This is a genomic window from Pseudomonas sp. GM_Psu_1 (assembly GCF_026544185.1).
In the GTDB taxonomy this organism is placed as follows: Bacteria; Pseudomonadota; Gammaproteobacteria; order Pseudomonadales; family Pseudomonadaceae; genus Chryseomonas; species Chryseomonas oryzihabitans.
On record NZ_JALNUX010000028.1, the window covers coordinates 1 to 10,161 of the forward strand.

The 10,161-nt window shown below is 67.7% G+C and carries 12 protein-coding genes; 2 read left to right on the forward strand and 10 right to left on the reverse strand.

The genetic code is table 11. From position 1 onward, the window contains the following. Positions 1–49 precede the first annotated feature (49 nt). Genes aroQ through OXS31_RS23170 form a run of 6 tightly spaced genes read right to left on the reverse strand, consistent with a single transcriptional unit; the run spans position 50 to position 4,358 of the window. Entirely contained in the window at positions 50–496 is a 447-nt protein-coding gene (aroQ, locus tag OXS31_RS23145; RefSeq protein WP_145248086.1) for a type II 3-dehydroquinate dehydratase, read from the reverse strand. Positions 497–504: 8 nt separating this feature from the next. Next, positions 505–1,323, reverse strand: a complete 819-nt coding sequence (aroE, locus tag OXS31_RS23150; protein ID WP_267402335.1) for a shikimate dehydrogenase — start codon at positions 1,321–1,323, stop codon at positions 505–507. Next, positions 1,320–2,552, reverse strand: a complete 1,233-nt coding sequence (locus OXS31_RS23155) for a CaiB/BaiF CoA-transferase family protein (protein WP_145248090.1) — start codon at positions 2,550–2,552, stop codon at positions 1,320–1,322. The genes aroE and OXS31_RS23155 overlap by 4 nt, the downstream gene beginning before the upstream one ends. Then, a complete protein-coding gene (locus OXS31_RS23160; protein ID WP_267402339.1) occupies positions 2,549–3,007 on the reverse strand; it encodes a MaoC family dehydratase in 459 nt (152 codons plus the stop codon). Before OXS31_RS23160 ends, OXS31_RS23155 begins: the two co-directional genes overlap by 4 nt. An 8-nt stretch (positions 3,008–3,015) precedes the next feature. Further along, positions 3,016–3,411: a VOC family protein gene (locus OXS31_RS23165; RefSeq protein WP_044340777.1), complete on the reverse strand. Its 396-nt coding sequence runs from the start codon at positions 3,409–3,411 to the stop codon at positions 3,016–3,018. Beyond that, positions 3,408–4,358 carry a 2-dehydropantoate 2-reductase gene (locus tag OXS31_RS23170; protein WP_042133320.1) on the reverse strand — a complete coding sequence of 317 codons (951 nt, stop codon included), beginning with the start codon at positions 4,356–4,358 and terminating at the stop codon, positions 3,408–3,410. Before OXS31_RS23170 ends, OXS31_RS23165 begins: the two co-directional genes overlap by 4 nt. 91 nt (positions 4,359–4,449) lie before the next feature. Between OXS31_RS23170 and OXS31_RS23175 the strand changes: the two genes are divergently transcribed. Continuing rightward, positions 4,450–5,358, forward strand: a complete 909-nt coding sequence (locus OXS31_RS23175; RefSeq protein ID WP_077172457.1) for a LysR family transcriptional regulator — start codon at positions 4,450–4,452, stop codon at positions 5,356–5,358. A 66-nt stretch (positions 5,359–5,424) separates the two neighbouring features. Here the strand turns inward: OXS31_RS23175 and OXS31_RS23180 are convergent, their stop codons facing one another. The 4 genes from OXS31_RS23180 to OXS31_RS23195 form a co-directional block, all read right to left on the reverse strand. Next, positions 5,425–5,871: an Hsp20 family protein gene (locus OXS31_RS23180; RefSeq protein ID WP_007160292.1), complete on the reverse strand. Its 447-nt coding sequence runs from the start codon at positions 5,869–5,871 to the stop codon at positions 5,425–5,427. Between the two features lie 130 nt (positions 5,872–6,001). Then, entirely contained in the window at positions 6,002–6,160 is a 159-nt protein-coding gene (locus tag OXS31_RS23185) for a hypothetical protein (RefSeq protein ID WP_007160293.1), read from the reverse strand. Then, complete coding sequence (locus OXS31_RS23190) at positions 6,157–6,741, reverse strand: alpha-ketoglutarate-dependent dioxygenase AlkB (protein WP_077172456.1); 585 nt, start codon at positions 6,739–6,741, stop codon at positions 6,157–6,159. The genes OXS31_RS23185 and OXS31_RS23190 overlap by 4 nt, the downstream gene beginning before the upstream one ends. A 2-nt stretch (positions 6,742–6,743) precedes the next feature. After that, entirely contained in the window at positions 6,744–7,001 is a 258-nt protein-coding gene (locus tag OXS31_RS23195; protein ID WP_007160295.1) for a hypothetical protein, read from the reverse strand. 105 nt (positions 7,002–7,106) lie between these two features. Here OXS31_RS23195 and rapA point away from each other — a divergent pair, with 105 nt between their 5' ends. Continuing rightward, positions 7,107–9,941 (forward strand): RNA polymerase-associated protein RapA, encoded by a 2,835-nt coding sequence (gene rapA / locus OXS31_RS23200; protein ID WP_044340782.1) that lies wholly within the window; start codon positions 7,107–7,109, stop codon positions 9,939–9,941. The last annotated feature ends 220 nt before the right edge of the window (positions 9,942–10,161 follow it).

Below are 10,161 nucleotides of genomic sequence, written 5' to 3' on the forward strand. Positions count from 1 at the left end.
GCGGGAGCTGTGGGAGCGCTCCCTTTTCCTCGGGGTGGGGGTCGGCGGCTCAGGCCCTGCGCGCCTGGGCCGCGCTTACCGCGGCGCGCAGCGCCAGCAGGTAGCTGTCTACGCCGAAGCCGGCGATCTGCCCCAAGACGATCTCGGCGAACACCGAGTGATGGCGAAAGCTCTCCCGCGCATGGATGTTGGACATGTGCAGTTCCACCACCGGGACGGTAAGGATCGCCAGGGCGTCGCGGATGCCGTAGCTGTAGTGGGTCCAGGCACCGGCGTTGATGAGGACGCCATCGACGCCCTCCTCGTAGCCCTGGTGGATGCGCTCAACCATCGCCCCTTCGTGGTTGCTCTGGAAGGACTCTATTTCCACCCCCAGTTCCGCGCCTAGGGCCGCCAGCCTGGTGTCGATCTCGGCCAGGGTCACGGTGCCGTACTGCGCCGGATCGCGCTTGCCGAACATGTTGTGGTTGATACCGTGCAGCATCAGGATCTTCATGGGATCGCTCATGTCAGGGGAAGGGTCAGCCGGTCGATGACCGGCCGGGTCTCGGGGCGCACACCGCGCCACCAGGCGAAGGCTTCGGCCGCCTGCTCCACCAGCATGCCCACGCCGTCGGCCAGTTGCGCCACGCCCTGTTCCGTAGCCAGGCGCAGGAAGGGCGTCAGCCCCTTGCCATAGGCCAGTTCGTAGGCCAGCGCCGCCTGGGCAAAGACGTCGGTCGGGACCGGTGGTAGCTCACCGACCAGGCTGGCCGAGGTGGCGTTGATCACCAGGTCGAATCTCTCCCCTTGCAGGGCCTCGTAGCTGCTTACACTCAGCAGCGGATGCCCGATCTCCTGGGCGAGCCCTGCGGCCTTCTGCCTATCGCGATTGACCATCACCAGCGCCGCCGGCCCGGCCTTGAGGAAGGGCAACAGGGCGCCGCGGGCCGCGCCCCCGGCGCCCAGCAAGAGCACCCGCTTGCCGGCCAGCGGCTGGCCGAGGTTGACCTCAATGTCGCGCAGCAGGCCGATGCCGTCGAAGTTCTCCGCCAGCACCCGCTCCCCCTCGAACTTCAGCGCATTGGCCGCCTTGGCCAGGCGCGCCCTTTCGCTGAGCTCGGTGGCCAGCTGGAAGGCCTGCAGCTTGAAGGGCGCCGTGACATTCATGCCCCGCCCGCCCTGGGCGCGAAAGCGCGCCACGTCACCGGCAAAATCCTCCAGCGAGCCTTCGATGGCACCGTACTCCAGGTCCTGGCCGCTGGTTGCGGCGAACAGCCCATGGATGAGAGGGGACTTGGTGTGATTGATCGGGCGGCCGATCACCGCGTAGTGGTCGGTCATGCCGGCATCTCCTGGGTGAAGAGCACGCCATCGGCCTGCAGCTGGGCGATCTCGTCCGCGCTGTAGCCCAGGCTCCGGGCCACGGCGGCGTTGTGCTCACCGAGATCCGGCGCCACCTGCTGGATGGTGGTGTCGCAGTCGGAAAAGCGGAATGGCAGATTGGGCATGCGCAGGGTGCCGAAGCGCGGGTGCTGCTGCTCCTGGATCATGCCGCGGGCCTTGATCTGCGGATCCTCGATCACCTCGTCGATGCGCTGCACCTTGGCGCAGGGCACGTCGATCTCGTCAAGCAGCGCCAGCAGCCGGGCGACCGGATTGGCCGCCACCCAGGCCTTGACGATGGGCAGGATAACTTCGCGATGGGCGTTGCGGCCGGTGGAGGTGTGGAAGCGCAGGTCACTGCCGAAACCCGGCTGGCCAGCGTCCTGTTCGACCAGGGCGGCGAAGCGCTTCCAGGAGTCGTCCACCTGGGCGGCGATGACCAGGTCGCCGTCCTGGGCGCGGAATACGCCATAGAGGGTCGAGGTGGGCATGTCGTGACCGGTCTGCTGCGGCAGGATCTCGCCGCCGGACAGGGTGTAGCACTGCACGGCGTACTCGTGCATGGACACCAGGGTGTCATACAGCGCCATGTCGATGTGCTGGCCGCGGCCGCTGGTGACCCGCCCGAGCAGCGCCGCGTTGATGGCGGCCACCGCATGGGCGCCGGTGTACATGTCGCCCAGGGAGATGCGCAGCAATGGTGGTGCCTCGCCCGGCGTGCCGACCATCTGCATGATGCCGCTCTTGGCCTCGGCGATCAGGCCGAAGCCGGCGCGATGGGCATCGGGCCCGGTGTGGCCGTAGGCGGAAATCGAGCAGTACACCAGTCGCGGATTGCGCGCGGACAACTCCTGATAACCCAGGCCGAGCCTGTCCAGGGCGCCGGGCCGGTAGTTCTCGATGAAGACGTCGGCACTGTCGCAGAGCTGCTGCATGAAGGCCTTGCCGCGCGGGTCCTTCATGTTGACGCTGACGCCCTGCTTGCCCATGTTGAGTTGCAGGAAGTAGCCGCTCTGCTGGTCGTCGAGGACGAAGGCGTGCTGGCGCCCGGCATCGCCGCTGCCGGGACGTTCCACCTTGATGACCTCGGCGCCCAGCGCCGCCAGGCAGCGCCCCACATAGGGACCGGCGAGGAAGTGGCTGTAGTCGATGACCCTCAGGCCTTTCAGCGGCAGTGGCTGGCTCATAGGGCGCCCTCCCGCCGCAGCACCATCAGGCGGTGCTCGCCGCGCTGGACCACCTCGCCCTTCTGGTTGATCAGCTCGGACGGCAGCACCACGATGCCCCAGCCCGGCTTGCTCTTGCTGGGTCTCATGGACCCGACGCGCATTTTCACGTGCAATTCGTCGCCGACGCGGATCGGCAGGAGGAAGTCCCAGGTCCAGCCCAGCGACATCCCCGGCAGGAAGCGATAGTCGCACTGGGTCTTGAGACCGTCGGCGATGGACAGCCCCATCAGGCCATGGGCGACCAGGCCGCCGAAGTGGCTGGCATTGGCATAGGCCTCGTCGACGTGGACCGGGGTGTGGTCACCGGTCAGGTCGGCATAGGCCAGGATGCGTTCCTTGGTGACCTTGTAGCTCGGGGTGATCGCCTCGTCGCCTTCGCGGGCGTCCTCGAAATATTTTTCTTGTAGGGTCATGGTCGCTGTCACTCGGTTTGACGGGCGTTGACGGCCAGGGCGTCGTGCACGGCGCGGGCCGGCACGGCCTGGATGAATTCCAGCGCCAGGCCATCGGGCAGGCGCAGCCAGTTGTAGCCCTGGGGCAGTTGCTCCACACCCTCGAAACGCCTTGCGGCGGCCAGGGCGGCGTCGAGGTCCTCGCACATCAGCCCCAGGTGGCCCAGGCGCCCCTCGGGGCCGGCGAAATCCGGCTTGCTCATGAATTGCATACCGCCCAGCGTCCAGTACTGGGTGGGCTGCTCGACCGTGCCCTGCACCTCGCGCAGGGTCATGCCGAACACCTCGTGGAAGAAGCGGATGTGCCAGTGGATGTCTTTCACCCAGATGGCCACGTGTTCCAGATAGGCCTTGGGAATGCTCATGATGTGGCGTCCTCTTGTTGTCGATCGGCCAGGGCGCGCTCGATGCCCTTGATGCAGGCGACCAGCGTGGCGTTGACCGGGGTCGGTACGCGGTACTGCTGGCCAAGCCGCACCACCGCGCCGTTGATGAAGTCGATTTCGGTGATGGAGCCCCTCTGCAGGCTCTGCAGCATGGAAGTCTTGAACGACGGCGCCAGCCCTTCGCGGGCCAGTTGCCAGGCGGCTTCAGGTTCCTGCAGGCCCAGCTCGACCCCGGCGGCGCGGGCCACCGCGATGGCCTCGGCGACCGCCTGCAAGGCGGTGTCGCGCAAGAGCGGCTCGCTATAGAGCTGGCCGTAGGTGAGCTGGGTGATGCCGGTGAGGGCCCCGGTGGCGACGTTGACCTGCAGCTTGTCCCACAGGGTGCCGCGGATGTTGGCGCTGACCGTGGTGGCCAGCCCCGCGCCGGCAAAGGCCTCGGCGACCGCTTGCACCCGTGGGGTGAGCTGGCCGTCGAGTTCGCCGATGAGGGTCTGCTTGCCGGCCACCCCGCTGCGGATCCGCCCCGGGCCGAGCAGCACCCCGCCGACATAGGTCTTGCCGGCGATCACCCGCTCCGGGCCGACGATCTCGGCCAGCAGCTCTTCGTGGCCGAGGCCGTTCTGCAGCGACAGCACCAGGGTCTCGGGACCGACCAGCGCCAGCGCCTGGCGCATGGCCTCGGCCGTGGCGAAGGACTTGACCAGCACCACCACCAGGTCGACCACCCCGACCGTCTCGGCGCTCATCGCCGCCCGTACCTGGACCCGGCGACGGCCCTCGGCGGTCTCGATGTCCAGGCCGTCACGGGCGACCGCCGCGATATGGGCATTGGGCCGATTGAGCAGCCAGGCCTCGTGCCCCGCCTCGCTCAGCCAGGCGCCAAAGGTGCTGCCCAGGGCGCCGGCCCCGAGGATGCAGATTTTCATGGATCGGGCTCCTTGTTTTCGCCCTACCCTAGGCCCGCGTCTGCTATTGAGCTATACAAAGAGTCCAATTTGCCCATCAGGAATGCTGATAATGCTGCCGACGGACGGCCTGCCCGAACCCAAGCTGCTGATGCTGTTCGAGGTGCTCTATCGCACCGGCAGCGTGACCCGGGCCGCCGAACAGCTGGGTCAGAGCCAGCCCACCATCAGCCTCTGGCTGGGCAAGTTGCGCCAGCAGCTGCGCGATCCGCTGTTCGTGCGCACGCCTGGCGGCATGAAGCCCACGCCCCAGGCCGAGGCCCTGATCACCCCCTGTCGCGAGGTGCTCGAATCCCTGCGCCGGCTGGTGGCCTGGGAAGTCGCCTTCGAGCCCGCCACCGCCCAGCGGCTGTTTCGCCTCTGCCTGAGCGATGCCAGCCACATCACCCTGCTGCCGCGGATCCTGGCGCAGTTGCGCGAGATGGCGCCCGGGGTTCGGCTGGAGATCGCGCGGATCGACGGCAATACCGAGCAGGCTCTGGAGATCGGCGAGGCGGACCTGGCGATCGGCTTCATTCCCTGGCTGGGCGGCAGCCTCTATCAGCAACTGCTGTTTCCCCAGGACTGGGTCTGCCTGGTCAGCGCCCGCCATCCGCGCCTCGGCGAGCAGCTGACGGCCACGGCCTATGCCGAGGAGGGCCACGTGCTGGTCAGTGCCGGCACCGGGCAGAAGCTGCTGGAAGCGGGTCTGGTACGCGCCGGGATGCAGCGCCGCATCGTGCTGGAGCTACCGGGCTTTCTGGGCGTCGGCGCGGTGGTCGGCACCTCGGACCTCATCGTCACCCTGCCGCGGCATATCGGCACCACCCTGGCGGAGACCTATGGCCTCAGGGTCCACGAATGCCCGGTACCGATCGAAGGCTTCGCGGTCAGGCAGCACTGGCACGCGCGCTATCACCAGGACGCCGGCAACCGCTGGTTGCGCGGGGTGCTGCTGGAGCTCTTCGGCCAGGGCCGCTAGCGCCGGGGCCGCAAACGAAAAAGCCCCAGCACGGGGCTGGGGCTTTTAGGCAGGACGCCTGGACGATCAGTTGTCCAGAGCCGGGCGCTGGCCGGCGATGGCGATGCGCTTGGGCTTGGCTTCTTCCGGGATCACGCGCACCAGTTCGATGCTCAGCAGGCCGTGCTTGAGATCGGCACCCTTCACCTCGATATGGTCGGCGAGGCGGAAGGACAGCTTGAAGGCGCGCTGGGCGATGCCCTGATGCAGGAAGGTCACGCTCTCGGCGCTGTTTTCGCGCCGGCCACCCTTGACGGTGAGCACGCCACGCTCGACTTCGATCTCCAGGTCATCTTCCTGGAGGCCGGCGGCGGCGATCACGATGCGATACTGGTCGTCACCGTGCTTCTCGACGTTGTAGGGCGGATAGGAGCTGCCAGCGTCGTTGCGCAGAGCGGATTCGAACAGGTCGTTGAACCGGTCGAAGCCGACGGAATGACGGAACAGCGGGGCCAGGGACAGTACGTTGCTCATGGTGAATCTCCTGATAGGTTCAGCAAGTTTCGGTGTTGCCTGCGGGACCCGACTTCGGCATCCCGCATGAACCTAGATAGGAATCCCCCACAAAATTTCAAGGGCGAATCCCGACGAACGGTAGTGCCCGCTATTTCTTCTTCGGCTTGCGCTTTTTCTTCTTGGCGGCGGTCAGCGGCAGCGCCTGCTCGAAGGCCGAGCGCACCTCCTGCAGCCGGCGCTCCTTGAGGTCGTGGATGCGCTTGCCGCGCTCGGTGGTGAAGTCGATGAGATTGCTGTCGTCGCTCATGTCGCTATCCGGCGAAAGGTGAGATTCAGCCGCAACTCGCTGGCTTTGCGGGTCTTGGCGATCTGGTGCTGCCAATGATGCTGGGTCGCGCCGGCCATGACCAGCAGGCTGCCGTGACCCAGTTCCAGGGAATGGCCGATGCGGCTGGTGCCCTTGCGGCGGAAGTCGAAGCGCCGGGCGGCGCCCAGGTTGAGCGAGGCGATCAGCGGATTGGTGCCGAGACTGGCCTCGTCGTCGCTGTGCCAGCCCATGGAATCCTGGCCGTCGCGGTAACGGTTGAGCAGCACGCCATTGAAGGCCTGGCCGCAGGCCGCCTCGACGGCTTCACGGATGAGTTGCAACAGCGGCGTCCAGGGCAAGGCGGCGTGATCCAGGCCGGCGTAGCCGTAGACCACCCCGGGGTCGGCATACCAGGCGACCTGTCGCGGCACCGGGTGCCAGCGGCCGAACACCCGCACCTGCGGCTGGCTCCAGGGGATTTCGGCGTCCAGCTGCTGCAGCCAGGCATCGGCTCGTTCCGGGGATAGCCAGTGCGGGTGGAAGGCCAGCTCGGCGTCGTCCAGCTCCAGGCGCTCGAGCATGGCTAGACCCGCAGATCCACCTGGGCGCCCACCTGCTCCGGCTCTTCCAGGGCCTGGGCACGTTCGGCGCCGAGGCCCTGGCGCAGGGCTTCGCGCTGCCGGCGGCGGCGGCGCGCCTCGCGATCCAGGGTCGCTTCGTCCTCCAGCGGGGCGTGCGCCGTTTCGGCAGGTGCCGTCACCGGCGCGACCACGGGGCGCACGGGCGCCGGATCCAGCTGGTTGGGTGGGGTCACGCCCAGGGGCGGAACGATGGGGATCATGACGGGGACCTCGAATTCGCGGACTGCGGCAAAGAGCGCGTTAGGCTTCTGACTCCGCTTTCGCTAAAATAGCCGGCTTTTTGATAGCTGGGGAGAAGCTTCCACATGGCGTCGCATCAACCGGGACAACGCTGGATCAGTGACAGTGAGGCCGAACTGGGCCTGGGAACCATCCTGGCCCTGGACGGCCGCCTGCTCACGGTGCTCTATCCAGCCACCGGTGAGACGCGCCAGTATGCCCAGCGCAACGCCCCGCTGACCCGGGTGCGCTTCGCCCCGGGCGACGAGGTGACCCATTTCGAGGGCTGGAAGCTCACCGTGCGCGAGGTCTCCGAAGAGGACGGCCTGCTGACGTACCACGGCTTCACCGCCGAGCGCGAGGCACGCAGCGTGCCCGAGGCCCAGCTGTCGAACTTCATCCAGTTCCGCCTGGCCAGCGACCGCCTGTTCGCCGGGCAGATCGATCCCCTGCCCTGGTTCGGTCTGCGCTATCACACCCACGAGCACCGCAACCGCCTCCTGCAGTCCAGCCTCTGGGGCCTTGGCGGTACCCGCGCCCAGCCGATCCCGCACCAGCTGCACATCGCCCGCAGCGTGGCCGACCGGGTCGCGCCGCGCGTCCTGCTGGCCGACGAAGTGGGCCTGGGCAAGACCATCGAGGCCGGCCTGGTGATCCATCGCCAGCTGCTCAGCGGTCGCGCCAGCCGCGTGCTGATCCTGGTCCCGGAAAATCTCCAGCACCAGTGGCTGGTGGAGATGCGCCGCCGCTTCAACCTGGAAGTGGCGCTGTTCGACGCCGAGCGCTTCATGGCCAGCGAAGAGGGCAACCCCTTCGAGGACGCCCAGCTCGCCCTGGTCTCCCTGGACTGGCTGGTGCGTGACGAAAAGGCCCAGGATGCCGCCTTCGCCGCCGGCTGGGACCTGTTGGTGGTCGATGAAGCCCACCACCTGGTCTGGCACCCCGAGGGCGCCAGCCGCGAATACAGCCTGGTCGAGCAACTGGGCGAGGTCATCCCGGGCGTGCTGCTGCTGACCGCGACGCCCGAGCAACTGGGCCAGGACAGCCACTTCGCCCGCCTGCGCCTGCTCGATCCCAGCCGCTTCCACGACTTCGCCGCCTTCCAGCAGGAGTCCCAGCACTATCGCCCGGTGGCCGAAGCCGTGCAGGAACTGCTCGACGCCGGCGCCCTCAGCCCGGCCGCCCAGGACGCCATCGGCGGTTTCCTCGGCCAGGAAGGCGAGACCCTGCTGAACGCTGCCGCCGCCGGCGATGCCGAGGCCCGCGCGCGCCTGGTGCGCGAGCTGCTGGATCGCCACGGCACCGGCCGCGTGCTGTTCCGCAACACCCGCGCCGCGGTCAAGGGTTTCCCCGAGCGCGAGCTGCACGCCCACGCCCTGCCCTTCCCGGATGCCTACCTGGACGAGGGCGTCATGCCCGGCCAGTCGCTGCAGCCGGAAACCGAATTCGCCCCGGAAGACGACAACGACCGCTGGTGGCGCCACGACGGCCGCGTCGAGTGGCTGATCGACACCCTCAAGGCGCTCAAGCCGCACAAGGTGCTGGTCATCTGCGCGCGCATGGAAACCGCCCTGGACCTGGAAGACGCCCTGCGCCTGAAGTCCGGCATCCCGGCCACGGTGTTCCACGAGGGCATGAGCATCCTCGAGCGCGACCGCGCCGCCGCCTACTTCGCCGACGAGGAATTCGGCGCCCAGGTGCTGATCTGCTCCGAGATCGGCAGTGAAGGCCGCAACTTCCAGTTCGCCCACCACCTGGTGCTGTTCGACCTGCCGGCCCACCCGGACCTGCTGGAGCAGCGCATCGGCCGTCTCGACCGGATCGGCCAGCGCCACACCATCCAGCTGCACGTGCCCTACCTCGAAGGCAGCCGCCAGGAGCGTCAGTTCCAGTGGTACCACCAGGCGCTGAACGCCTTCCTGGCCACCTCGCCGACCGGCAGCGCCCTGCAGGCGCGCTTCGCCAGCGAGCTCGACGAGCAGCTGGCCGGTGGCGACGACGCCACCTGGCAGGCCTTGCTGGAACAGGGCGCCCAGGCGCGCGCTGCCCTGGAAGCCGAGCTGCACAATGGCCGTGACCGCCTGCTGGAACTCAACTCCTCCGGCGCCGGTGCCGGCGAGCAACTGGTCGAGGACATCCTCGAGCAGGACGACCAATTCGCCCTGCCGATGTACATGGAAGAGCTGTTCAACGCCTTCGGCATCGACAGCGAAGATCATTCCGACAACGCCCTGATTCTCAAGCCCAGCGAGAAGATGCTCGACGCCGGCTTCCCCCTGGGCGACGACGAAGGCGTGACCATCACCTACGACCGCAACGTGGCCCTGGTCCGCGAAGACATGCAATTCCTGACCTGGGAGCATCCCATGGCCCAGGGCGGCATGGACCTGGTGCTGTCGGGCTCCATGGGCAACACCGCCGTGGCGCTGATCAAGAACAAGGCGCTCAAGCCGGGCACTGTCCTGCTGGAGCTGATCTACATCAGCGAGGCGGTGGCGCCGCGCGCCCTGCAACTGGGCCGCTACCTGCCGCCGCTGGCGATCCGCTGCCTGCTGGACGCCAACGGCAACGACCTGGCTGCCCGGGTGGCCTTCGAGACCCTCAACGATCAGCTGGAAAGCGTGCCGCGCACCAGTGCCAACAAGTTCGTCCAGGCCCAGCGCGACTCCCTGGCCAAGCTGATCGGCGGTGGCGAAGGCAAAGCTCTGCCCCGTCACGAGGAACGCGTGGCCAAGGCCCGCCAGGCCTACCTGTCGGGCATGGACGAAGAGATCGCCCGCCTGGAAGCCCTGCGCGCGGTCAATTCCAGCGTCCGCCAGGACGAGATCGACCGCCTGCGCCAGCAACGCGAAGAAGGCCTGACCTACCTGGACAAGGCCTCGCTGCGCCTGGAAGCGATCCGGGTGCTGGTGGCGGGTTGAGTGGAGGGCTTCGTTAGCGAAGCTCTTCAGCAATACCAATCGCGGCCATGGCGGTCCGCCGATGCGGCCGCTCCTACAGGTTGAGCACAGACTGTAGGAGCGGCCCATGGCCGCGATGCGTTTCATGACAATACCCTGGGCTTCGCTATCGCTCAGACCAACCTGGCTACTCTCCCGCCGCCAGCGGTCGAGCCCCGGTTCACCGCCGTATCTTTGAGTC